General features: G+C 59.1%; 22 protein-coding genes and 1 pseudogene. 12 read left to right on the top strand and 11 right to left on the bottom strand.

All coding sequences use genetic code 11. The features are described 5' to 3' along the window. Positions 1-195: 195 nt before the first annotated feature. The 10 genes from ACYZUD_RS01535 to ACYZUD_RS01490 form a co-directional block, all read right to left on the bottom strand. Positions 196-696: a flavin reductase gene (locus tag ACYZUD_RS01535; RefSeq protein ID WP_150632634.1), complete on the bottom strand. Its 501-nt coding sequence runs from the start codon at positions 694-696 to the stop codon at positions 196-198. A 19-nt stretch (positions 697-715) separates the two neighbouring features. Beyond that, positions 716-1,675 carry a PDR/VanB family oxidoreductase gene (locus ACYZUD_RS01530; RefSeq protein ID WP_462022279.1) on the bottom strand — a complete coding sequence of 320 codons (960 nt, stop codon included), beginning with the start codon at positions 1,673-1,675 and terminating at the stop codon, positions 716-718. 79 nt (positions 1,676-1,754) lie between these two features. After that, positions 1,755-2,495 carry an SDR family NAD(P)-dependent oxidoreductase gene (locus ACYZUD_RS01525; protein ID WP_462022278.1) on the bottom strand — a complete coding sequence of 247 codons (741 nt, stop codon included), beginning with the start codon at positions 2,493-2,495 and terminating at the stop codon, positions 1,755-1,757. Positions 2,496-2,505: 10 nt separating this feature from the next. Then, positions 2,506-2,985 (bottom strand): aromatic-ring-hydroxylating dioxygenase subunit beta, encoded by a 480-nt coding sequence (locus tag ACYZUD_RS01520; RefSeq protein WP_462022277.1) that lies wholly within the window; start codon positions 2,983-2,985, stop codon positions 2,506-2,508. Between the two features lie 15 nt (positions 2,986-3,000). Then, a complete protein-coding gene (locus ACYZUD_RS01515; RefSeq protein WP_462022275.1) occupies positions 3,001-4,275 on the bottom strand; it encodes an aromatic ring-hydroxylating oxygenase subunit alpha in 1,275 nt (424 codons plus the stop codon). 53 nt (positions 4,276-4,328) lie between these two features. Further along, positions 4,329-4,862 carry a nuclear transport factor 2 family protein gene (locus ACYZUD_RS01510; protein ID WP_462022274.1) on the bottom strand — a complete coding sequence of 178 codons (534 nt, stop codon included), beginning with the start codon at positions 4,860-4,862 and terminating at the stop codon, positions 4,329-4,331. Between the two features lie 16 nt (positions 4,863-4,878). After that, entirely contained in the window at positions 4,879-5,238 is a 360-nt protein-coding gene (locus tag ACYZUD_RS01505; protein ID WP_462022273.1) for an IacB protein, read from the bottom strand. A 26-nt stretch (positions 5,239-5,264) separates the two neighbouring features. Next, on the bottom strand, positions 5,265-6,437 hold the full coding sequence (locus ACYZUD_RS01500; RefSeq protein ID WP_462022272.1) for an acyl-CoA dehydrogenase family protein: 1,173 nt from the start codon (positions 6,435-6,437) through the stop codon (positions 5,265-5,267). A 26-nt stretch (positions 6,438-6,463) separates the two neighbouring features. Continuing rightward, positions 6,464-7,576, bottom strand: coding sequence for an amidase (locus ACYZUD_RS01495; protein ID WP_462022271.1), 1,113 nt, complete (start codon positions 7,574-7,576; stop codon positions 6,464-6,466). 349 nt (positions 7,577-7,925) lie between these two features. Next, positions 7,926-8,366 carry a hypothetical protein gene (locus tag ACYZUD_RS01490; protein ID WP_462022270.1) on the bottom strand — a complete coding sequence of 147 codons (441 nt, stop codon included), beginning with the start codon at positions 8,364-8,366 and terminating at the stop codon, positions 7,926-7,928. Here ACYZUD_RS01490 and ACYZUD_RS01485 point away from each other — a divergent pair. From ACYZUD_RS01485 to ACYZUD_RS01455, 7 genes are all read left to right on the top strand, one after another. Then, positions 8,365-9,516 carry an ABC transporter substrate-binding protein gene (locus tag ACYZUD_RS01485; protein ID WP_462022269.1) on the top strand — a complete coding sequence of 384 codons (1,152 nt, stop codon included), beginning with the start codon at positions 8,365-8,367 and terminating at the stop codon, positions 9,514-9,516. The genes ACYZUD_RS01490 and ACYZUD_RS01485 overlap by 2 nt on opposite strands. Before the next feature lie 108 nt (positions 9,517-9,624). After that, entirely contained in the window at positions 9,625-10,662 is a 1,038-nt protein-coding gene (locus ACYZUD_RS01480; RefSeq protein WP_462022268.1) for a branched-chain amino acid ABC transporter permease, read from the top strand. Then, positions 10,659-12,461, top strand: a complete 1,803-nt coding sequence (locus tag ACYZUD_RS01475; protein WP_462022267.1) for a branched-chain amino acid ABC transporter ATP-binding protein/permease — start codon at positions 10,659-10,661, stop codon at positions 12,459-12,461. The genes ACYZUD_RS01480 and ACYZUD_RS01475 overlap by 4 nt, the downstream gene beginning before the upstream one ends. After that, positions 12,458-13,252, top strand: a complete 795-nt coding sequence (locus tag ACYZUD_RS01470) for an ABC transporter ATP-binding protein (RefSeq protein ID WP_462022266.1) — start codon at positions 12,458-12,460, stop codon at positions 13,250-13,252. Before ACYZUD_RS01475 ends, ACYZUD_RS01470 begins: the two co-directional genes overlap by 4 nt. A gap of 75 nt (positions 13,253-13,327) precedes the next feature. Further along, positions 13,328-14,314 carry a ketopantoate reductase family protein gene (locus ACYZUD_RS01465; protein WP_462022265.1) on the top strand — a complete coding sequence of 329 codons (987 nt, stop codon included), beginning with the start codon at positions 13,328-13,330 and terminating at the stop codon, positions 14,312-14,314. Between the two features lie 23 nt (positions 14,315-14,337). After that, entirely contained in the window at positions 14,338-15,102 is a 765-nt protein-coding gene (locus ACYZUD_RS01460; RefSeq protein ID WP_462022264.1) for a class II aldolase/adducin family protein, read from the top strand. Positions 15,103-15,117: 15 nt separating this feature from the next. After that, positions 15,118-16,689, top strand: a complete 1,572-nt coding sequence (locus ACYZUD_RS01455) for a methyl-accepting chemotaxis protein (protein WP_462022263.1) — start codon at positions 15,118-15,120, stop codon at positions 16,687-16,689. An 18-nt stretch (positions 16,690-16,707) separates the two neighbouring features. Here the strand turns inward: ACYZUD_RS01455 and ACYZUD_RS01450 are convergent, their stop codons facing one another. Next, positions 16,708-17,688, bottom strand: a complete 981-nt coding sequence (locus tag ACYZUD_RS01450) for an AraC family transcriptional regulator (RefSeq protein WP_462022262.1) — start codon at positions 17,686-17,688, stop codon at positions 16,708-16,710. 325 nt (positions 17,689-18,013) lie between these two features. On the opposite strand from ACYZUD_RS01450, the gene ACYZUD_RS01445 reads away from it, so the two are divergent. The 5 genes and pseudogenes from ACYZUD_RS01445 to ACYZUD_RS01425 all read left to right on the top strand — a co-directional run bounded on the left by ACYZUD_RS01445 (position 18,014) and on the right by ACYZUD_RS01425 (position 23,144). Continuing rightward, positions 18,014-19,357, top strand: a complete 1,344-nt coding sequence (locus ACYZUD_RS01445; protein WP_462022261.1) for a spinster family MFS transporter — start codon at positions 18,014-18,016, stop codon at positions 19,355-19,357. A 110-nt stretch (positions 19,358-19,467) separates the two neighbouring features. Further along, positions 19,468-19,944 (top strand): MarR family winged helix-turn-helix transcriptional regulator, encoded by a 477-nt coding sequence (locus tag ACYZUD_RS01440; protein WP_462022260.1) that lies wholly within the window; start codon positions 19,468-19,470, stop codon positions 19,942-19,944. A gap of 155 nt (positions 19,945-20,099) precedes the next feature. Continuing rightward, positions 20,100-20,753 (top strand): annotated as a pseudogene (locus ACYZUD_RS01435) (OprD family outer membrane porin); the annotation flags it as partial. A gap of 417 nt (positions 20,754-21,170) precedes the next feature. Then, entirely contained in the window at positions 21,171-22,625 is a 1,455-nt protein-coding gene (locus ACYZUD_RS01430) for a tyrosine-type recombinase/integrase (RefSeq protein WP_462022259.1), read from the top strand. A 273-nt stretch (positions 22,626-22,898) separates the two neighbouring features. After that, positions 22,899-23,144, top strand: a complete 246-nt coding sequence (locus tag ACYZUD_RS01425; protein WP_462025163.1) for a hypothetical protein — start codon at positions 22,899-22,901, stop codon at positions 23,142-23,144. The last annotated feature ends 260 nt before the right edge of the window (positions 23,145-23,404 follow it).

Below are 23,404 nucleotides of genomic sequence, written 5' to 3'. Positions count from 1 at the left end.
GCACGACTAGTGGAAGCAGATCAATTCAGCAAAAGTGCAACTTTGGCAGTCAATCCGCAGTATTATTTTTATAACCACTTACTGCAAAAAAGTCGTAACGCAGCCGTTCGCCAGAACAGCGAAAACCGCTTTATAGTTATTTTAAACACTCAATGATCAGGGAAAGTCTTATCGTTTTTTTGGGGCAAACCAACATCAGGAAGTTGCTTTAGAGGCATCCCCCAATCGGTGGTAGGCGCGATTGAAATACACCAGGCCTTCCTGACTGTCGCCATTACGGATACCCAATACTTCGCAATAGAAAATGGTGTGCGATCCCACTTCATGAGCCTGGGCGATTCGGCAGTCGAAACTGACCAGTGATTCATCAAGCAGCGGCGCACCGCTCTCCAGAGTGCTCCATGATGCGCAGGAAAAGCGCTGTTCGGTATCAAGATTGCGGTTGGAGAACGCCCCCGACACCTCCTGGTGCCCAGGGGTCAGCACGTTCACGCTCAGCACACCGTTGCTCTTGAAATGCACGTTGGAAAACGACGAGCGATTCATGCACACCAACAGCGTCGGTGGCTGGTCGGTCACGCTGCACACCGCCGAAGCGGTAAACCCGAAACGCCCCGCAGGACCATCTGTGGTGATGACCGACACCGCGCCACCAAGCATTGCCATTGAGTTACGAAATCCAGTTGTATCGACCATGGTCTTACCCTCCGGTCTATCAGATATCCAGCACCAGTTTCTTGGACTTGGCCCGGGAACAGCACACCAGAATCTGGTCATTGGCAGACTTTTCGTCATCCGTGAGATAGACGTCGCGATGATCCGGTTCGCCTTCGATGACGTCGCACAAGCACGTACCGCAAACGCCTTGCTCACAAGACACTTCAATCTTGATGCCCACGGCAGTCAGCGCATCGACGATGCTCTGGCCCTCGGCAACCTGTACGGTCTTGCCGCTGCGCTGAGCGACCACTTCAAAACCGGCGCCCGAAGCGTCGACTTCGACCTGGAAGTATTCGCGGTGCACATGATCGTCGGCGTACCCCGCGTCCAGGGCCTGGGCAATGACCCAGTCCATGAAACCGGCCGGTCCGCAGACATACACGTGTATGCCGGCTTGTGGAGTGCCCAGCACTTTTGGCAGGTCGAGTTTCTGTTCGGCGGCTTCGTCGTCAAAATGGGTGTTCAACCGCGACGCAAACGCAGCGTTACCCAGCTCCTCGAGAAAGGCGCTGCGGCTGCGCGAACGACCGCAATAATGCAGTTCGAAATCGCTGTCGCGAGCATTCAGCGCGTAGGCCATGGCCACCATCGGGGTGATGCCGATACCGCCGCCGATCAGGATCGAACGCCTGGCATCGCTGGCCAGCGGAAAGTGATTGCGCGGCAGGCTGATCTCGATTTCACGACCTTCCTGCAGCAGTTCATGCACCGCCACCGAACCGCCACGCGAGGCGGGGTCCTTGAGTACGCCCAAGCGATAGGCGCCAGCGTTGGCCGGATCACCGCACAGCGAATACTGGCGAACCAGACCGGTCTTGAGGTGGATATCGACATGCGCGCCCGCCTCGAAGGCGGGCAAAGGCTGTCCCGTCGGATCACTCAGATCCAGTACGACAACACCTTCGCCCTGTTCTTCGCGCTTGCGCACGACGACTTTCAATAATTGATCGCTCATACAGGACCATCCCGATTTCGTTGTAAGGGGGCGCACCTGGGCACCCCCGACTGCTTTTTCAAACCGCGTAACCGTGGCCTCAGCGCATGAAGATCCCGCCGTTCACATCCCAGGTCGCCCCGGTGGTGAAGTAGGCGTCTTCGCTGGCCAGTTGCACGATCAGCTTGCCAATGAACGCGGCGTTGCCCAATTGCTTGACCGGGATCGCCTCTATCAGTTTTTCCAGGCGCTCGGGCGGCACGGCGGCGCGCACCGCCGGCGACTCGATAGGGCCCGGGGCGATGGCGTTGACCGTGACACCGGACGCCGCCAGCTCCTTGGCGAAGATTTTGGTCAAGGTAATGATGGCGCCCTTGGACGCGGCGTAATGCGCACCGGTCGCGGTGCCGCCGTTCTGCCCGGCCAGGGAGGCCATGTTGATGATCCGCCCGTAACCCCGGGCCGCCAGATAGCTGCCGAACACTTGGCAGCCGACAAAAGTGCCGCGCTGATTGACGCTCACAACACGGTCGAACTCTTCCGGGCTGATCTGCATCACCGGTGTGGTCATGGTCATCGCGGCGTTGTTCACCACCACCTGCAATTCACCCCAATGCGCCACGACGGCCGCCAGGGCGTCTTCGAAATCGGCCTTGCTCGATACATCGAGCTTGAGCGCCAGGACTCGTTCGCCTGTGGCATCGAGTTCAGTGGCGGTGGCCTGTGCCGACTCCAGTGAACGGTCGCTGATCACGACCCGATAACCCGCGCTCAGCAGTTGCTCGGCAATGCTTTTGCCCAGCCCCTGGGCCGCGCCGGTGACCAATGCAACCTGTGTCATGGCAGCGTCCTCAGAGGATGTAGCCGATACCGGCGAGGGTATCGGTGGAGTTGATCAGCTGAATCAGTTTGCGCTGAATCTTGAAAGTGTCACCGCTGCGTACCAGTTCAAACGTGACATCGGCGGTGTACTGCTTGAGCACATCCTTGCGGAACTCACGCAGGTTCTGCGCGCAGCGCACGGTGATTATCCCGTCTTCATCCGACAGCACGCGAAAGCGCGACTGACTGCGCACGGTGCGCGCCCGCGGGGTGGTCGAGATCGACTCGCCGCTGGTCAGTCGGGTGACGCGCAACTGACGCATGTGATGATCGTCGTAGGCGTAGTTCAGGGTGTTCTCGAAGTCGGTTTCCAGTGGATCGATCGGGATGATATAGGTCGCTTTCTCGGCCCACAGATCGAGCCATTCGACGAAATCACCGTGGTCGAGCATGTCCGCTTCCTGCCAGATGAAAGCGCTGACTTGGTTGAGCAATTGCAGGTTGTTCATGGGGTTCTCCGTCACTCAGGCCGACATCATCTTTTTCCACTGCTGGTAGCCAGCGCGCATGCCGGTCTCGGCGCTCACATCGCTCACCAGCCCGTCTTCGGATTCCTTTTCCCCCGGCAAGCCGCGGTTGAGCATGATCCACAGATCGGTGCCAGCACTGGCGCCGCGCTGTACGCGCTCCCAGGCTTCGGAATCGTCCGGAGTACCAAAACCCATCGGACCCTGGAAGTGCTCATGCAGGCGCAGACGATAACGGTTGGCCACGGCCGGGCCACCGTCCATGGTGATGACAGCGTGATGGATTTCGGTTTCGTTCACCGCGATCGGTTGCAGCACCCGGAAGAACGCCATGGAACAGGCGATGTTCGGGAACAGGTTGAGGTTGAAGCCCGAACCGCCGACCGCACGCACGATGCGACGGACCGATTCTTCATCCTGGCCTTCGGCGCGCAACTGCGCGGCCAGGTCTTCGAAACGCTCAGGGATCGGCAAGTCGAGGTTGGCTTCCAGGTCGACCAGGTCAGGAATCATCACCATCACGCTGTGACCGTTGCCGAGGTCTTCGACATAGCCCGGCCCTTCGACGAAGTCGAACAGCTCCAGGGTCTGTTCATCCACGGACGACAGGAACGACTTGTGCACCAGCGGGAAGTGATAGGCGTCGGTGGTGTTTTCCAGCTGGATCTTCCAGTTACCGGGGAAGCGGAAGCGGTGCTCGCCACCCACTTTGACCGGGTAGCCGGCGCCCTGCTTCATGAACAGATCGATCCACTTCTTGGCCGGGCCGAGGAAATCGGCGAGGGGCTCGATGTCATCCTTGAAGGTGGCGAAGATCATGCCGTTGTATTGCTCGGCACGCAGGCTGACCAAAGGCAGTTCGCCCTTGTCCAGGCAATCGGCGTAGCTTTCCGGGTGCGGCACACCGCGCAGGCTGCCATCCAGGGCGTAGCTCCAGCCGTGATAAGGGCAGACAAAACTGTTGGCCTTGCCCTTCTTGTGTTCGCACACCGTTGCGCCACGATGGCGGCAGCGGTTGAGCAACACATGCACTTCTTTCTTGCGGTCGCGCACGACGATCACCGGCTGCTTGCCGATATAGGTGCTCTTGTAGCTACCGGACTCCGGGATCTCGCTGGCGTGAGCGACCCAGATCCAGGTGCTGTAGAAAATCTTGTCCAGCTCCTGATCGAAGATCTTGCCGTCGGTGTACAGCGACGTGTGAACGCGGTCATGCAGGACCAGGTCGGAAGGACTGGCGTCGAGCGTTACGGTGTTTATCAGGTTACTCACGATCACTCCTCGTCGGCATTGTTCGCCGACTCTAAGAATTCTGGGTGTTACTTTCAGGACTGGCCGGACTTACCGGGTACGGGCAGGTGCGCGGTACTGTTCCAGGTATCTACCGGCCGGCTGAACAGGTTCTCGGTCTGAAAATGCGCCATGCGCCACTGCCCTTGTTCCTGGGCGAACCGCACGGTCAGGCGGGCGCTATTGAGGTGCGAGGCACCCGAGGCAAAGGTCGAGGCCTGCAACATCACCCAACTGGCATCTGCGGTCTCACCGCTAACCCGGATCAGCTCCGAGGTCAGGAAGTGCACGTTCAGCGAAAAGTGCGCCGGTTCGACCATGTAGGTTGCGAACATCGCTTTGATCGCCTCACGCCCGTGGTAACCGCCGAAGCTGTTCTGGTACTTGGCACCCTTGCCTTCCCAGACCGCCTGCTCGGTGAACAACCCGGCCAGTTCCTCGAGCGGAGAACCCACGCCCAGCTCGTCGCACAGAAACATGTAGCGATTCATGCAGCCGCGGATCGCGTTCTCGCTTTCCAACTGCTCGAGCCGCTGTTCCAGTGCGCGCAAATGCTCTTGTGATGACATGGCGACTTCTCTCGACTCAGCGCTGGATGATCAATTCGCGACCGGTACGGGCCTCGACCTTGCAATACTTCCAGAGCTTGTAAGGGCCATTGCCGACATCCGTGGTGCGAAACAGATTGCAGGCGGCGTGGACGGTTTCGATGTCGGGTACATCGGCCAGCAAGTAAGTCGTCCAGGGCCAGCCGGCAGACGGGCCGACCATGCTCTGATCGTCGTCCATGTTGCCCAGCACGGTGACGCCTGGCAGCTCGGCGATGCCGTTCCACATGGCGCCGAACGCGGCCCAGACTTCCAGCGCTTCAGGACGCGGAGCATCGAAAAAGTTTTGGTTGATGCCGATGCAGAACAGAACACGCAGGGCTTTTTTATCGGTCATGGGGTTCACCAATCAGTAGGAAAAAATTACAGGTAGCCAGGCAGCGGCTTATTGCCGAAGAAGATCGCGCCAGCGTTCTGGTAGGTCATATCGCCCATGAAGGCGTGCTGTGTAATGACTTGGGTGTCGTTGACGAAACGCGACAGAGGACTGGTGCGGTACACCCCGCTCATGCCCGACAGCATTTGCGCAGTGCGCGCGACATCGGCCGCGACGCGGGTGGCGTGAGTCGAGGACAAGCGCAGCATATTGGTCTGCTCGACGCTCACCGGATCGCCGGCCAGTACGCTGGCCCAGGCATCGTCGATGGATTGGTAGAACCACGAACGTGCAGCGCGCAGCGACGCTTCGGCCTTGGCCATCTCGACCTGGGCCAGGGGCCGGTCGGACAACGACGGCGCACCGGTCACGGAGATCCGGCCACTGGCCATGCCGCTCAACTCATCGAGTGCCGCGCGGGCAACGCCCAGACCGACCACTGACAACACCTGCGTGGCGAACGACAGTGACGGATAGCGGAAGAACGGCTCGTCAAGATTCGATGGGCCGCCGCGTATGAAGGTCCACTCCTCCGGCACCACCACGCCTTCGACGACCACATCATGGCTGCCGGTGCCGACCAGGCCGACGACGTCCCAGGTTTCCTCGATTTTGACCTTTTCCCGAGGCATCACCGCCAGTCGTGGCAGGCCGAGCATCTCGCCGTTTTTCGGGCTGATGCCCACGCCGATGAGCGACGCGCCCATGCAACCGCTGGAAAATTTCCAGCGCCCGTTGACCTCCAGGCCACCTTCAACAAAGGACGCAGGCTGCGGCGGGAAGATCCCACCGGCGAAGACCACGTCAGGAGAGTCGGCATAGATTTTCTTAATGGTTTCCAGCGGCAGCGCCGCCAGGTAAACCGGGCTCATGCCAAAGCTGGCGACCCAACCGGCGGAGCCATCGGCGATCGAGATATCTTCCACCATCTGGCAAAACTCGGCCGGCGAACGCTCGTCACCGTCAAAACGCTTGGGCACCAGAGCCCGATAGACACCGAGCTTGCGGAACTGCTCGATAACGTCCTGCGAGATGAATTTTTGTTGGTCGAACTCTTCGCTTCGAGCACGCGCACGAATCTCGACCAGCAGTTTCTGAAACGCTTCATTCGCCGTGATCGGCACGCGGCGCTGGTGATTCAGCTCGCTTGGCGCAGTCATGGGTTTCTCCATAGTAAGCATGACGATTACTCTTCCAGGCGCCGGACCAGTTCGCGGGCGACTGCACACAGCAGTTCGTCCGCGCCATGGGCGGCAATGAGTTGAAGGCCTACCGGGAGTCCCGAAGCGCTTTCCAGAGGAATGCTCAGAGCCGGATGACCGGAAAGGTTGAAAGCGCGCACCAGGGAGGTCATGCCCAGGGCGGCGCGAGTGTCGGCCGCATCGGCGACCAGCAACGGGAAGTCGGGCATGGTCGGCATGGCCAGAATCGGGGTGATGGCCAGGGCTGCGTCGACTTCTGCGATAAACGCGCGACGGATGATTTCAGCCTCTTCAACGGACTCGGCCGAGGTCAGACTGGCCGCGCGCAGACGGTCGGCGACATCGCTGCCAACCCGACCGGTTTGCAGAAGATGACCACACGCTGCCCAGGTTTCGGCGTTGATAATCACCATGCCGGCGCCATACGCGGCGGCCATGCCGGGCAGCGTCTGCTCAAGCAATTTGAAACGCGAACGGGCCAGCGCCTGGCTCACCACCGCGTGGACCTGTTCATTGGCCTCTACCGCGACTACGCCGATAGCCAGGTGCTCAGGCACCGAGATGGCGGTGAACGTGGGGTCAATGACGTGCATCGCTTCAATCAAGCGATCCATATCCAGAGCCAGGGGGCCTACACAATCGAGGGTGCTGCGCGCAGGCATTACACCCTGACGGCTGACTCGGCCGAAGGTTGGCTTGAGACCGAATACACCACAGCATGCCGCTGGAATCCGTACCGAACCGCCGGTATCAGTGCCCAGCGCGAAGTCGCAAAGGCCTGCTGCTACCGCAGCGGCCGAACCGCTGGAAGAGCCGCCTGGTATATAGCCCGGGTAGCGCGGATTGGACGCTGTGCCGGTCCATGCGTTGAGGCCGGTGGTGCCGAACGCCAATTCATGCAGGCTGGTTTTACCGGTGATCCGGCAGCCCGCATCCAGAACAGACTGAACCACGTGTGCATGTTCGCCAGCTGCCGGCGCATCGGCCAACGCGCTGCTTGAAGCGCGGGTCGGATAGCCCGCGATATCAATGGTGTCTTTCACCATGACCGAAAGGCCATTCCCTCCTAAGGCTAAATCCTCAACAACGATCGACATGCTCTTTACCTGCTCGTGATGTGTCACCAGAACGGATGACCTCGGCATGAGGGCCGGGGAAAACGCTTAAATCTAAAATCGTAATATTTACGTGAAATGTCAATTGAATTTTACCAAATAAAAGAGTGTGTATTTTCGGTGCAATTTCCCCCTTTTCGCACCAACGACGTGCAGTTTGGTAACACTGCTGAAAAAACGTCAAACTCCGAATATTTGATATTTTTATCTTTTAAATCAGATAGTTATTTATAATAAACGAACAAAAAACATCGAAACATCTAGAAAAATGTTGAGCGACGGCCTCTTTACAAAGGCAAACAGAAAAAATAAATCAGCCCAAAAATTGCAGTCAAAAACAGGGTAAATAAACAATGTTTTTTGAGTTTTTTGTCAGCTGTTTTTTGGTCATTTGAGGGCTTCCTTGATCCAGATCAAAGCCTTGTTTGATATGGCGTGCTGCAGGTTTTTCCCGCCCTTCACACGCCCCTCTGCCGGTCCTTCGGATCACCTTGGTCAGCCCGCCTTGAAGCGTGTGCATCAGGCATCGCAGTAACGGCTTTCTGCCATGCACCAAAAAATTTCTGGCATGCAATCTGCTTTTGCCCTCTTCGCCTTCGACCGATCGCTCATGGTCGAGCGGCACCCTGATGACTCGGTAACCGAGCATGGGTGTCGCCGCAGTTCGATAACTAAAACAGGGCCGTACCTTGGGCCGAACTCGCACCACGTCGTGGTCGAGGCGGCTGGCCATTAGCCTTTTGCAGCGTTGCAACTCTTCGGAGAAAGTCATGCTATTCAGAAAAGCCGTGTCCACGTTGTTGTTGAGTGCCGCCTGCGCCGCCGCTGCGCAGGCGGATGTGAAAGTCGGTGTCATTACCTCCTCCACCGGACCGATCGCGCTGGTCGGGATACCCCAGAAAAACACCATACCGTTGCTGCCGACCCAGGCCGGCGACCAGGTGGTGAAGTACATTTCTCTGGATGATGCGAGCGACCCGACCGCTACGGTGAAGGCGCTGAAAAAGCTGATAGACGAAGAAAATGTCGATGCCATCATCGGCCCGAGCGGCTCGCCCAACGCCATGGGCGTGATCCAGTTCGTCGCCGAGGCAGGCGTGCCATTGCTGGCACCGGTCGGCACCGCCGCCGTGGTGTTGCCGATGACCGAGCAGAAGAAATGGGTATTCAAGACCACGCAGAACGATGACCTGATCGCCAAGGCACTGTTCGAACACATGGCCAAAAAAGGCGTGAAGACCCTCGGCTTCATCGGCACCGGCGACCCTTATGGCGAAAACTGGGCCAAGGTCATGGCCGGACTGGCAGCGCAGCAGAACATCAAGGTCGTGGCCAACGAGCGCTTCCAGCGCCAGGACACTTCGGTCACCGGGCAGAGCCTGAAAATTCTCGCCACACGCCCCGATGCGGTGCTGGTCGCAGCGCCGGGCAGCTCGGCCGTGATGCCGCAGACCACCCTGTTCGATCAGGGCTATCGCGGCCAGGTCTACCAGACTCACGGCGCGGCGCTGCAAGACTTCCTCAAGTTGGGAGGCAAGAAGGTCGAGGGCACCATTCTGGCAGCCAGCCTGATGCTGGTACTCGATGAAATCCCGGACAGCCATCCTTCGAAGAAAATCGCCAGCGACTACACCAAAGCCTACGAAAAGCTCAACGGCAGCAAGCCGGCGACCTTCGGCGGGAACACCTTCGATGCCGGTCTGCTGCTACAGCAGGCGATCCCGATTGCAGCCAAAAAAGCGGCACCGGGCACTCCTGAATTTCGTGCGGCCCTGCGCGATGCGCTTGAGCAAAGCCACGAACTGGCCGGCACCCAAGGCGTTTACAACATGACGCAGCAGGACCACAGCGGCTTCGACGAACGCGGTCGCGAACTGATCGTGGTGAAGAACGGCAACTGGATGTTGTTGCACGACAACTGATCGAAACCCGGGCGCACAGCCCACTGCGCGCCCTGCCCGCTTGCCGGCGAGTCAATCTGCGCCGGCAAGCGGGCCTGTTATTCAATCTGTAGAAAAAGAGCTCTCATTATGAATTTCCAGATAGCCATGCTGCTGGGCCAGGACGGCATGACCAACGGCGCAATCTATGCGCTGCTGGCCCTGTCGATCCTCCTGGTGTTCACCGTGACCCGGATCCTGTTGATCCCCCAGGGTGAATTCGTGACCTACGGCGCCTTGACCATGGCCACGTTGCAGAGCGGTCACCCGACTGCTCTGGTCTGGCTGCTGCTCGGCCTGACGCTGATCGACTGCGCACTCGATGTTTGGAGCGCGGCGCGTTCAAGCCAGGCCTTTCGGTTCCCCGTGCGCATTCTCTTCAAGCTCGGCTATGCCGGCCTGCTGGCGGTGTTGATCAACACCTTGCCGTTGGCGGAGTTGCCGATGGCGGTCCAGGCCTTGCTGACGCTGGCGCTGGTGGTTCCGCTGGGGCCGCAAATCTACCGACTGGTGTTCCAGCCGATCGCCTCGGCCAGCTCACTAGTCTTGCTGATTGTGTCGATCGCCGTGCACGTCAGCATGGTCGGTATCGCCCTGTTACTGTTCGGTCCCGAAGGTGCCCGCACCCGACCGTTCTCCGAAGCCGGCCTGGAGCTGGGCCCGGTCACCTTCAACAGCCAGACGCTCTGGGTGCTGGCCGTGTCCCTGGGGCTGATCGTCGGACTGTATCTGTTCTTCGAGCGCACGCTCTATGGCAAAGCCCTGCGTGCCACCGCGGTTAACCGCATGGGGGCGAGGCTGATGGGGATCTCGCCGACCCTCGCCGGCAAGTCGACCTTCCTGCTCGCGGCGCTGATTGGCACGCTGTCGGGGATCCTGATCGCCCCGATCACCACGCTGTATTTCGACTCTGGTTTTGTCATCAGCCTCAAAGGCTTTGTCGGCGCGATCATCGGCGGACTGGTGAGCTATCCGGTCGCCGCACTCGGCGCCCTGGCGGTGGGCCTGATCGAAGCATTCTCGATGTTCTGGGCCAGTACCTATAAAGAGATCATCGTGTTCACGCTGATTATTCCGTTCCTGCTTTGGCGTTCGCTCACCAGTCGTCATGTGGAGGAAGAAGAATGAATTCGCGCTATCTGTTGCTTGCCCTGTTGCTGGTGGTGGGCGTCGCGCCGCTGCTGTTGCCGCCGTACTACGTCACCCTGCTCAATTACATCGGCATGTACGCCATGGTCGTCTTGGGGCTGGTGCTGCTCACGGGTGTCGGCGGCATGACCAGTTTCGGTCAGGCCGCGTTCGTCGGGCTGGGCGCCTACACCTCTGCCTACCTGACCACCACCGAGCAATTGCCGGCCTGGCTGGCCTGGGCCGGGACGTCACCGTGGCTGACGCTGCTGGTGGGCGTGGTGCTCACCGCCTCAGTGGCACTAATTCTCGGCGCCTTGACGCTCAAGTTGTCGGGGCATTACCTGCCGCTGGGAACGATTGCCTGGGGCCTTTCGCTGTACTACTTGTTCGGTACCCTGGAATCCCTGGGCGGCCATACCGGCGTCGGTGGCTTGCCATCGATTTCATTGTTCGGCCTGAAACTGGATAAGGGCGAAAACATTTTCTACCTGATCTGGGCCCTGCTGTTGTTGGCGATCGTCATCACGCAGAATCTCCTGAATTCTCGCGAAGGCCGCGCCATTCGCGCACTCAAGGGCGGCCAGGTAATGGCCGAGTCGATGGGGGTCAATACCTTCCGCTCGAAGATGGTGATCTTCGTCATCTCTGCGGTGTTCGCAGCCATTTCCGGTTGGCTTTATGCGCACACCCAACGCTTCGTCAACCCGACACCTTTCGGCCTGAACATGGGCATTGATTACCTGTTCATGGCCCTGATCGGCGGGGTCGGCAGCGTGTGGGGCGCCCTGCTCGGCGCGGGCATCCTGACCCTGCTCAAGCAATGGTTGCAGGACTGGTTGCCGCACCTGCTGGGTAACACCGGCAACTACGAAATCATCGTATTCGGCATCCTGATCGTGGTGCTGATGCAGCGCGCACCGGGCGGGCTATGGCCCTTGCTGACGCGCCTGATACCGGCTCGCTTCAGGGTCCGCGCCAAGGTTCGGAATGTCGATGCCAAGGCTACGCCCCTGCTGCGCCGGCAACTGCCCAAACACGGCGAGCTGATCCTTGAAGCGCGGCATGTGACCAAGCGCTTCGGCGGGCTGGTGGCCAACAACGACATGAGCCTGGAAATCCGCTCGGGTGAAATCCTCGCGCTGATCGGCCCCAACGGTGCCGGCAAAAGCACCATGTTCAACCAGCTCTCCGGCGTCGATACGCCGAGCAGTGGCGAAGTGCTGTTCATGGGTCAAAAGATCAACGGCCTGAACTCGCGGCAAGTGGCGCGCATGGGCATGAGTCGCACCTTTCAGCACGTGAAACTGCTGGGCAACATGAGCGTGTTGGAGAACGTCGCCATAGGCGCGCATTTGCGTGGACAGCAAGGCGTGCTGTCGGCGGCTCTGCACCTGGATCGTCGCGAGGAAGCCGAACTGCTCGGCGAAGCCAGGCGTCAGCTGGAGCGCGCAGGCCTGGGCGATTACTTGTATGAAGAGGCCGGGAGCCTGGCACTCGGCCAACAGCGGATTCTGGAAATCGCCCGCGCCTTGTGCGCCGACCCCTGCCTGCTGCTGCTCGACGAACCCGCCGCCGGCCTGCGCCTGAAAGAAAAGGAAGCCCTTGGCATCCTGCTCAGCCGCCTGCGCAGCGAAGGCATGGCGATTCTGCTGGTCGAGCACGACATGGACTTCGTCATGGGCCTGGTCGATCGCGTGGTGGTTATGGAGTTCGGTCAGCGGATCGCCCAGGGCCTGCCCGAAGACGTACAGAAGGATCCGGCCGTGCTGGAAGCCTATCTGGGAGGAGTTGAATGATGAACATACAAGTGGAACCGCGCCTCGCACCGCGCAACCAGGTCGACGACGCCGTACTGGAAATCAAGGGCCTGAGCGTGGCCTACGGCAAGGTCGAAGCGCTGAGCGACGCCAGCCTGACCGTCGGCAAGGGCCAGATCGTGACGGTGATCGGCCCCAACGGCGCCGGCAAGACCACCCTGCTTTCGGCCATCATGGGCGTGCTTGGCTCCCGGGGTCAGGTGCATTTCGACGGCAGCCTGGAAACCTTGCCGGAAGTGGAAGTGATGGTCTCGCGGGGCCTGGGCCTAGTGCCGGAAAAACGCGAACTGTTCACCAGCATGAGCGTGGCCGACAACTTGCTGCTCGGCGCTTTTCAACGCCATCGCCGGGGCGACCGTCGCTACAGCGAAACGCTTGGCGAAATCTACGAACTGTTCCCGCGCCTGTGGGAACGCCGCGAGCAATTGGCGGCGACGTTGTCTGGCGGTGAACGGCAGATGCTCGCCGTCGGCCGGGCGCTGATGGCCAAGCCCAAGCTGCTGATGCTCGACGAGCCAAGCCTGGGCCTGGCGCCGCTGATTACCCGGGAGATCTTCCGCATCATCACCGCGCTGCGTGAGCAAGGGGTATCGATTCTGCTGGTCGAGCAGAACGCGCGTGCCGCCCTGCGGGTGGCCGATTACGCCTATGTGCTGGAAACCGGTCAGATCGCCATGCAGGGCCCGGCGCAACAACTGGCTGATGACCCCCGCGTGATCGAAGCCTATCTCGGCTTGGCCAGCAAGCACCAGGAAATGCTCGCCAACTGACCGCCGCCCTGCCCCGGCGCCCGAAACGGCGCCGGGTCCGGCCTTCCCAGGCCTTTCTGAACATCCGGAGTCACGATGAACGCTTCTTCCTTGCGCATCGGCATCGCCGGTGCCGGTGCCATCGGCTGCACCCTGGCGGCCCGTCTTGCGGGTAACGGCCATACGGTCAACGTACTGGCCCGAGGTGAAACCCTGACCGCCATCCGCCGTGACGGCATCCACTTGTCCGATCTGGACGGTCATCATCATGTGCGAGTCGAGGCCAGCGACGACGCTGCCAGCCTTGGCGAGCAAGACCTGATATTCCTCTGCACCAAGGCACAAGCCCTGGCCAGCCTGCTGCCGCAACTGCAACCGATGATCGGCACCGAAACGGTGGTGATCCCGGTGATCAACGGTGTGCCGTGGTGGTACTTCCACGGTGAAGGCGGACGCTACGACGGGCAACGGGTGAACGCGGTTGATCCGCAGTCGACGCTCAACCAGGCCCTGGACCTGCGCCACGTGATCGGCTGCGTGGTGTTCATCACCGCGCACTGCCCGGCCAACGCGGTGGCTGAATCGAACACCCCGCACCTGATGATTTTTGGTGAGCCCGACAACTGCCTCAGCTCCCGCTTGGAGCGTGTGCGCGCACTGATCGAAAGTGTCGGCATCGAAGCACGAGCCACCGACCGCATCCGCGACAATCTGTGGACCAAGATCATCGCCAACCTCACCTCCAACCCCCTCTCGGTGATTACCGGCGCGACGCTCGATCAGCTTTACAGCCTGCCGGAGTTACGCGACCTGGTCAGCAGTTGCCTGCACGAAGCATTGCTGACGGCCGCCGCGTACGGCGCGCGCGTTAGCATCGATCCACGGACCTTTCTCGAACTCGGCGCCGGCATGGGCGCCGTGCGCACCTCGATGCTCCAGGACTATGAAAAAGGCCGTCCTCTGGAGTTGGCCGCCATCGGCGATGCAGTGCTGGAGCTGGCCGATGGCATGGCGATCCCGATGCCCGTTACTCGACACCTCATTGCCCTGGCACGCTTTCGCGGCGAACAGGCCCGTCACTGAATCACTACGACAAGGACTCCGACATGGATCACACCCCAATGGCAAAACCGCACGCGTACAGCGACGAAGAATGGGCACTGCGCGTGCAACTTGCGCACTGCTACCACCTGGTGGATTTCTTCGGCTGGACCGAGACTATCTTCAACCATATTTCCGCGCGCCTTCCCGGCCCGGCGCACCATTATTTGGTCAACCCGTTCGGCCTCAATTACACCGAAGTGACGCCGCAAAACCTGCTCAAGGTCGACCTGCACGGCAAGAAGCTCGAGGACTCGCCCTACGACGGCAACCCCGCCGGTTTCGCCCTGCACAGCGCGGTGCACGGTGCCCGTTCGGACATTCAGTGCCTGATCCATACGCACACCACGCCGATTTCGGCCATCGTCATGAAGAAGGCTGGTTTTGCCCATAACGACTTTTATGGTGCGCAACTCTACGGACGGATCGGCTACCACACCTTCGAAGGCATCACGCTATTCGATGACGAAAAAGCGCGGATGATCGACAGCCTTGGCGACAAGCACATCCTGGTGCTGCGCAATCACGGCATTGCCGTCGGCGAAAGCAGCATTGCCAAGGCGTTCTTCCTGCTGTGGACAGTGCAGCGCGCCGCCGAAATCCAGTGCCAGGCCGGCGCTCTGGGCGGTGAGGACAATCCGCTGCCTGAAGCGATCAGCCAGAAGTGTGCCGAACTCACGGCCATGCTCATTCGGGACAGCGGCTTCGCTGTGAAATTTTTCGACGCCATGGTTCGCAAAATGCGCGCCGAACGCGGCCAGTGCTGGTAATCGCGGGAGCGTTCAGTGGCTAAATCAAAGGAATACACGCCGCCGGTCATCGTTGCGGCGCAGCCAGAAATACCGATCTCGCGCCTGGATGTTCACGGCCATCTGATCGCCTGCAACGATGCCTATGTGGCGCTCAGCGGTTACGCCCGGGAGGACTTGCTGAACCAGCCGCATGAGCTGATCAATCATCCGCTGATGCCCAAGCGAGTCATTGATCGTATGTGGGAGACCTTGCGCAGCGGTGTGCCCTGGACAGCGCCTATGATGGGTCGCGATAAACAGGGCATGACGTTCTGGTGCAATCTCTATGTGGTGCCACTGCTGGAGGGCGGTCAGCTGAATGCGCTGGGCACGGCGTATCACCCGATGGACGCCGCCCAAAGCCTGCGAGCGGAAAAACTCTATCGACGCTTGAATGACGGCCACGGCCCGCAGACTTTTATCCAGCACGTGCAGGAACACGCCAGCAGCCAGGGTATCGCCTGGCTGCTGGGACTTGGGGTGGCTGGCGCGATGGTCGGCGGACAGATCGACCTGGCACCGGGGCTGCTGGTGCTTGGCGGCGTGTTCGCTTCGATCTGGCAATGGCGCGCCAGACAGCGCGCGGATGTCTCCCGGATCATGGCCCGCCATGATCAGGTCTACAGCGACGCCTTGCTGGCACCGCTTCAGGACGGCAGTGCCAGCCTCGCCAGCCGTTTTGACATGGCCCTCAATAGCCAGAACACACGGATGCGCACGGTCATGGCGCGTATCCGAATCAACGGCGAGACCGTGCGTCAACGCGCGCAAGAATCGTCGACACTGGTGCAGACCCAATCCGGGCACCTGCAACGACAACTCGAAGAAGCCGAGCAGTCCGCCGCCGCCGTCCATCAGATGAGCGCCACAATCCAGGAACTGTCGCGCAACCTGCAACACGCAGCCGAAGCTACCCAAGCCGTCGACCACCTGGCTCGCGATGGTGACCGGATGTCCGGGCAAAGTCAGCGTTCGATGACCGGCCTGTGCACCTCGGTCGAGGAAATTGGCCAGGCCGTCAGCCGCCTCGCAGAATCGATCGAATCAATCAGCGGCGTCGCGCATGTGATTCGCAGCATTGCCGAGCAGACCAATTTGCTGGCGCTGAATGCGGCCATCGAAGCGGCCCGCGCCGGCGAGACCGGACGCGGTTTCGCAGTGGTCGCCGATGAGGTACGCAGCCTCGCGACCCGCACCCGCGAATCCACTGAACAAATCCAACGCTCGATCGAGCAGTTGCGTGACGGCAGCGCCCTGGCCCTCGCCACCGCGCAACGCGGCGAATCGGCCGCGCGGGAATCACGCGAAGACGTATCGCAGGTCCAAACCGCATTGCGGCGTATCTGCGAGGAAGTCGGGCAGATCTCCGGCATGAGTTTGCAAATGGCCTCGGCCATCGAACAGCAAGGTCAAGTCGCGCAAGAGATCAATGGCCAGATTTCCCAGATCGTGAACCTGGCGCAAACCAGCAGCGATCAGTCCCGACGCAGTACCCAGATCGGCGAGGAGCTACATCAACTGGCCAACTCCCAACTCGACCTGGCCCAGCGTTTTCTACAGGGCTGAGCGATTCATCCTCATGCATCAGGCCTGACGTCGCAGGGTCTCGGAGGGCAGGCAGCCGTACTGCTTGCGGTACTGCATGGCGAAATGACCGAAGCTGGCGACCCCGTGACGCAACAGGATATCCGTCACGCTGTCGGTCGGTCCGGCCCGCTGCAGGGCTACGTGAACCAAGGCCAGCCGACGAGTACGGACATAGTCGCTGGGGGTTTGCTGAAGAAAGCGCGTGAAGCCATTTTGCAAGGTGCGGATCGACACGTCACAGAACTGCGCCAGACCCGCCAGCGCAATCGGTTCGGCCAGGTGCTGTTCGATGTAGTCACGGGCCTTCTTGACGTGGTGAGGCATTGGTTGGCGCTGGTCTTGCAGCAGATCGACCGAATAATTGTGCGGCAACTGGGTCAGCAGCACCGACAGCAGATAGTCCGACAGACTCCCGCCCATGGTTGAGGTCAGCAGCGTCTGGCTGGCGTCGCCATAGAGCTGGCAGATGTAATCCAGGGTGGTCCTTACCGTCGCCATGCCCTGATGCTCGGCGTTGACCTGAATGTCGAACACCAACGGCTGACGCAAACGCCGGTTGAGCAACACTTGTAGCTGACGCTCGAGGGCTTGGCGATCGACGCGCAAAATCAGGTTGCGGCAGTCCTTGTCGATACGGATAAAACTGCGCTCGGAAGGCGAAGAAATCGTCAGTCCGCCCTTTCGCAAAATCGCGCTCTGCTTGCCCAGGCTGACCATGCCGCTGCCTTCCAGGGTGACCCGAATCAGGTAGTAGTCACTGATATCGCCGGCGTCGATTTCCACCGGTGCACCGTAGTGCAGATCGAACAACGCCGAGCTGCCGAAAAACACGCCGTACAGCTGCGATTGAAGGGCGCCGCCCTGCTGCATTTTCATCTGGTGGGGCCACAGGTAATGACTGACCCGATCCTTGACCTCGCCAAACCCGCCGGAACTCAGAAGGCAATGATGACGGAGCGAAGAGTGTTGATCGAACATGCTGAAGCACCTCCATAAAATGACACCGTTGCCCGCAGGCACATCGATAATTTAGTGGAAATGGAAAGCAATTTTCACGCCACGCAAACGCTTTCTGCGCGCCCGGAACAGCCTCTGCGCCTGGTGCATAGAGTCAAGGCAAACAAGGGCTTAAAAAGGTCCTGCAGCACACACATGCCAAGCCATTGGCAACCTGGAACCGCACAACAAAACCAATAAACGCACCAGGGCAAGGCGCTCGGGTAACGACGACGTCACCAATACACCCAACTGCGAACCGCTGCCGCCGACTGACTGATTGCCAACCCTGAAGGGGCCAAACAGCATGACCAGCAAAACACTGACCGAGGTCACCCGCAAAAGCTATGCCTACGAATGGTATGTCGTTGCCGTTTGCATGCTGGCCTATATTTTTTCGTTCATCGATCGTCAAATCCTGGCGTTGATGATCGAACCGATCAAACACGACATGCAGTTATCCGACACCCAGTTCAGCCTGCTGCACGGCCTGGCTTTCTCCCTGTTCTATGCCTTCATGGGCATGCCCATCGCGCTGCTGGCGGACAAATTTTCCCGACCGAAAATCATCGCCGTCGGCATCGCGTTCTGGAGTCTGGCGACGGCCCTGTGCGGAGTGAGCAAAAACTTCCTGCAGATGTTTATGGCGCGCATCGGTGTCGGGATTGGTGAAGCGGCGCTGTCGCCGGCCACCTACTCGATGCTCAGCGATATGTTCCCCCGGGAAAAACTCGGACGCGCCGTGGCGATCTACTCGATAGGCTCGTTCATCGGTGGCGGCGTGGCCTTTCTGATTGGCGGCTACGTCATCGACTTGCTGAAGAACCTCGACAGTGTCGCCGTACCGCTACTGGGCGAAATGCGGCCATGGCAGGTGACGTTTTTTCTGGTGGGACTGCCGGGCATTCTCGTTGCCCTGCTGATTGCCCTGACCATTCGCGACCCGGCTCGCAAGGGTTTGAAACTGGACGCCGAGGGCAAGGTCCATGCGCCCAGCATGAAACAGGCGTTCAAGTTCCTGGCAGTGCACCGCAAGACCTTTTTCTGCCACTACCTGGGGTTTTCGTTCTACGCGATGACGCTGTTCTGCATGCTTAGCTGGACCCCAGCCTTCTATATGCGCAAATTCGGTCTCGCCCCCAGCGATACCGGCTACATGCTCGGGATCGTGGTGCTACTGGCCAATACCAGTGGCGTGTTTTGTGGCGGCTGGCTGATCGACTGGCTGGCGAAAAAAGGCTACAGCGATGCGCCGATCCGCGCGGGAGTCATCGGGGCAATCGGCATGGCCGTGCCAGCCATCGCGTTCACCCAGGTCAGCGAACTGTGGATGTCCGTGGCGTTGCTGGCACCGGCGATGTTCTTCGCTTCGTTCCCAATGCCGGCATCAACCGCAGCCATGCAGATCCTGCCACCCAATCAGATGCGAGCGCAGATCAGCGCGCTGTTCCTGCTGATTTCCAATCTGATCGGCCTGGGTCTTGGTACCACACTAGTCGCGCTGCTCACCGACCGGCTATTCCAAAATCCGGCCATGGTCGGCTCGTCGATTTCCCTGCTCAATGCCTTCGCAGTCGCACTCACCCTGCTCTTGCTGATCAACGGTTGCCGACACTTCCGTGAGAGCCTCAAACACGAAGGTCTGGCCTGACGTCCTTACCTGAGGCACGCTACGGCGTGTCTGCTGGTTTTTTACCGCGGGCGGCGCGACAATGACGCCCGCTATCAAACCCGCTCACCTGAAAGACTACGCCAACCTTTATGACCACCCCGAAAAAGCGCCTGAGCCGATACAACCCCGCCAGCGAAGACTTCAAGAAGGAAGAGTTTCCCTTCTACTGGCTGGCTCGCCTGCACGGCCGCTACTCCATGGCCATGGAGAAAGCGCTGAAAAAAATCGATATGGACATACCGCGCTGGCGGATTCTGTTCATCCTCAAGGAAAATGGCGAGTCGAGCATTTCGGAAATCTCCATCCACGCCATCGCGAAGCTCTCGACCATCACCAAAATTGTCTATCGCATGAAAGCCGACGGGCTGGTAGAGACCAATACCAGCGTCAGTGACGGGCGGGTGACTCAGGTCTCGCTCACTGATACCGGACGCCACACCATTGAAGAAATCCAGCACGCTACCAGCGATATCTTCCGCACCAGTTTCAAAGGTCTGACTGAAGCCCAGATCACGAAACTGAACGGAACACTGGAAAAAATATTCAATAACCTGCCGGAAGATTGATCCGCAACGACCAACGCTGTGGGCACTGGAGACAGTCTACATACCTTGAATAGCAGCCGTGTACAGCAGAAATCCGATGATTCAGATTTCTGCTTTTTTAAAGGCACAGCATTCACCACCGATAGCTGATCCCTTTACAGGCAATCGCGCAGTGCGTGAATTACAGAGCGACCAAAGACCTGACCTTGCAGTACTACTACGGCAATCTGCAGGACTTTTACAAACAGAACTTTTTGGGTCTCAAATACGATTGGCAGGTCGGCCCCGGCAGCCTGCGTACCGACCTGCGACACTTCGACACGCGCTCCGATGGAGCCAACGACCATGACCCGAATTTCTACACCTTCGGCTACTACGACGACAGCGTCACCAAAGGCAAGGTCGACAGTCGCCTGAGCAGCGCGCAATTCACCTACCTGGTGAACGGCCACACCTTCGCCGCAGGCCTGCAACAAGTCAGCGGCGACAGCGATGCAGTCTGGTTGAGCCAGGGCGACGGCTCGACCGCCTACTTCATGACTGAATCGATGATCGGCAAGTTCCAGCGCGCCGGGGAAACCACTTGGCAGGTTCGCCATGGCTATGACTTTGCGAAAGTCGGGATTCCCGGCCTGAGTTTCCTGGGCATGTACGAAAGCGACTCCAACATCCGTACTCCCACTGGCGACAAAAGTGAGTGGGAACGTAACCTGACCGTGAGCTACGTGGTCCAGTAGGGCCCGCTGAAGGACCTGAGCATTGCCCAGCGCCACGCCTCACTGCGCACCGGAGTGTCCACGCAACGGGACAGCGATGAGCATCGCTTCTGAGGAGGCTCTTACCGCTGGATCGTGCTGCATTAGCGTGGTCGAAATCGTCGATCCAGCTCACTTATCAAGCCGGACCAAAGCCCTGCCCGGAACAAACACCGACCTTGGAATCAGCTGAGGACTCCACCCAGAGCCAGTCGTTTTGTAGGGGTAAAAACGACCAAAAATAAAAAGGGGTCGCGAGATAAAATCTCGCAACCCCTTGAATTATATGGTCGGGACGGAGTGATTCGAACACTCGACCCCTAGCACCCCATCTCCTTTTTCATACTTCTTGAAAGCTTCTAAAATTTTACTCTGGATTTTTCTAAGCTAGTATTTACTTGAGCTCCAGCGGTGTTCTGCTCTACGAGAGTCCAGTAACGTCCATCAAGAGCCGACGTTTTTGTGGGGGTAAAAGTAGGGGGAGTCCGTTTCATGGCCAAAATTACCATCAAAGAACTTGAGGCACTAACTGCCAACGATGCCGGCCGAATCCTCCGGGAAGATGGCAATCTCGCGGGTCGAAGTTCCCTGCGTAAGGACGGCGTGTCGGTCAGCTTTTTCTATCGCTATCGGTGGGGCGACCAGAACAAAGAATACGCCTGCGGGTCCTGGCCACGCAAATCCCTGACGGACATCCGCAAGGCGCGTAATCAGGCCAGGGCGCTCATTGATGAGCAGATCAATCCCAACGAGCAAAAGAAAACCGCCAAGGCACAAGCATGCGCCGCTGCTAACGTAGAGGCTGAACTAGTAAAAACGACGACGGTGAAAACGCTGACCGTCCAGGATCTAGCCAAGGCGTGGCTGTTGGATGGCGTGGCGCGCAAAGATGGCAATGCTGAATTGCAGCGCCGTTTTAACAAGGACCTTTTTCCGGCACTCGGCAAGACCGCGGTGAGCAGCGTCTCCGAACACGATGTTCGGGCGCTGATCCGGGCCGTGATCAACCGCGGCGCTCACCGGCAAGCCATCAGTTTCTTCGCCGACCTCACTCAGATGTTCAGCTGGGCCAGAAAGCGTCAGCCCTGGCGGGCCTTATTGATCGAGGGCGATCCGACTGAGCTGGTCGACATCTCCCCGCTGATCCCTGCCGACTACGAGGCCGAAAGAAGCCGCATCCTTTCCCCGGCTGAGCTGTTGGAACTGCACAACCGCTTCCAGCAAATGACGGCCGATTACAACGCCCTGCCCGCTGGGCAAAAATACGACGGCATACGGCCGTTAAAGAAGGAAACCCAACTCGCGCTCTGGATCAGTCTGGGCACCCTGTGTCGGATAGGCGAGTTGCTGCAGGCCGAATGGAAAAATGTCGATCTGGACCAGCAGATCTGGTTCCTCCCCAGCGAAAACGTCAAAGGCACTCGCGGCAAGAAACAGGACCACCATGTCTTCCTCTCGCCTTTCGCCCTGCATTTCTTTCAGGAACTCAAGACCCTGACGGGAGATTCCCAGTGGTGCTTTCCGAACAAGCAGGATGATGAGCATGTGGACGTGAAAGTGGTGAGCAAACAGGTCGGTGACCGTCAAGCTCGGTTCAAAAACCGCAAGGCCCTCTCCCGACGGCGTCACGACGATACCCTGGTCCTCGCCGACGGCCAGAACGGTGACTGGACGCCGCATGACCTGCGCCGCACCGGCGCGACCATGATGCAGGCCTTGGGCGTTAGCTTGGATGTTATCGATCGCTGTCAAAACCATGTGCTGGCTGGCTCCCGGGTGAGACGCCACTATCTGCATCACGATTATGCCGAAGAGAAGAAACGCGCCTGGAACCTGTTGGGCGATCGACTCAGTGCTGTCTTGTCCTCGACCTACGAGCATCCACCGGCTGAGTCGATGATGTCTTTTCCAGCCTACTCTGCCACTGGATCACTGCCCGCTCCATAGGTCAGGTTCATAGTTTCATAGATATCGCCAAGCGCTTGTTTCAGGTCGACTCCGGCTCACAGTGATCGGCAGAAATCGGCCGATTCTGTTGAAAAAGTCGGTCTGCCAAAACTGCCTGTTCATTGACTAGTGAAAACGCCTTTTTTGCACGCTGCTATGTGAAATCCGAGTCCGGAAGCCTCTGCCAAAAGTAAAGATTTCAATCTCAGACGCGTACTTTTCTGCTGAGGAAACCATGACCGACTTTTTCAACAGAATCGGCCAAAAGCAGTCATTTCCCACTCGTCGCGACTTGCCCGTCAACTCTACCTTCCGGTAGAAGCAGCCCTAGCTGCACGGCTTCCCAGCTATCAGGTTGAGTGCTGCCTTCATCTGGATGGCACCCTCTCAGTAGTATTGTCCGGACCCGATTCAGATCATTTCGAGATCAACAGCATAGTCAGATCGAATTACCACGGAGCCGATTCAGTCGCCAGGCTTGCCCGGGAGACTCTGGAAGAGATGGTCATGTCCCGGTAGGGAATTAAGTCGGCCCGGTTTCAACCAATGCCTGACCTTGAGCTTGCTACCTCAGGCTGTGAAAGCCCCCTCCACAACAAGCGCGAACTCATCGAATTTCGTACGTCGGTATGGGTTCGCGTTAGCCCATCCTGAAAAAGCTCGGCGGTTATCGGTGCGAATTCGTTTTCCTTGTCTGGAAGTCTGTTTAAACAGGAACCCGCCCATCGTGCAGATACGGTGCGATATTGCGCATCCCGTGCTGAATGTATTCTTCGTTT

This window comes from Pseudomonas sp. XS1P51 (assembly GCF_054897845.1).
This window is presented reverse-complemented; position numbering and strand designations above follow the sequence as displayed.